1 rRNA gene is annotated in these 640 nt (G+C 38.8%); it reads right to left on the bottom strand.

Annotated features, from left to right (window positions below):
* Window positions 1-429: ribosomal RNA gene (locus CD147_RS07045) — 23S ribosomal RNA — on the bottom strand; the annotation flags it as partial.
* Window positions 430-640: the final 211 nt, after the last annotated feature.

Raw genomic sequence — 640 nt, 5'->3', positions numbered from 1 at the left:
GCTCCGTCGTACTCAGGATCCACTCAAGAGAGAATATATTTTCAACTACAGGATTATTACCTTCTTTGATTCAACTTTCCAGATGATTCGTTTAATATATTCTTTTATAACTCCGTATAGAGTGTCCTACAACCCCAATAAGCAAGCTTATTGGTTTGGGCTCTTCCCGTTTCGCTCGCCGCTACTCAGGGAATCGATTTTTCTTTCTCTTCCTCCGGGTACTAAGATGTTTCAGTTCTCCGGGTCTGCCTTCAGACAAGCTATGAATTCACTTGTCGATAACACGACATAACTCGTGCTGGGTTTCCCCATTCGGAAATCTCTGGATCAACGCTTACTTACAGCTACCCAAAGCATATCGTCGTTAGTAACGTCCTTCGTCGGCTTCTAGTGCCAAGGCATCCACCGTGCGCCCTTAATAACTTAATCTATGTTTTCCACCAGACTCTAAATAGCTATCACAATGATAAACAATTTAAAGTGCAAGTTTAAAACCTGTTATTAATCTTGTGAGTGTTCTTTCGAACACTAGCGATTATATTTTTAATGAATTCAAAGCTTTAACACTCTAATTCACTCGGTTTTGCTTGGTAAAATCTAATTTACTTACTTATCTAGTTTTCAATGTACAATCATTTAA

Origin of the sequence: Staphylococcus devriesei, from assembly GCF_002902625.1 — a bacterium.
Classification (GTDB): Bacteria; Bacillota; Bacilli; order Staphylococcales; family Staphylococcaceae; genus Staphylococcus; species Staphylococcus devriesei.
This window is presented reverse-complemented; position numbering and strand designations above follow the sequence as displayed.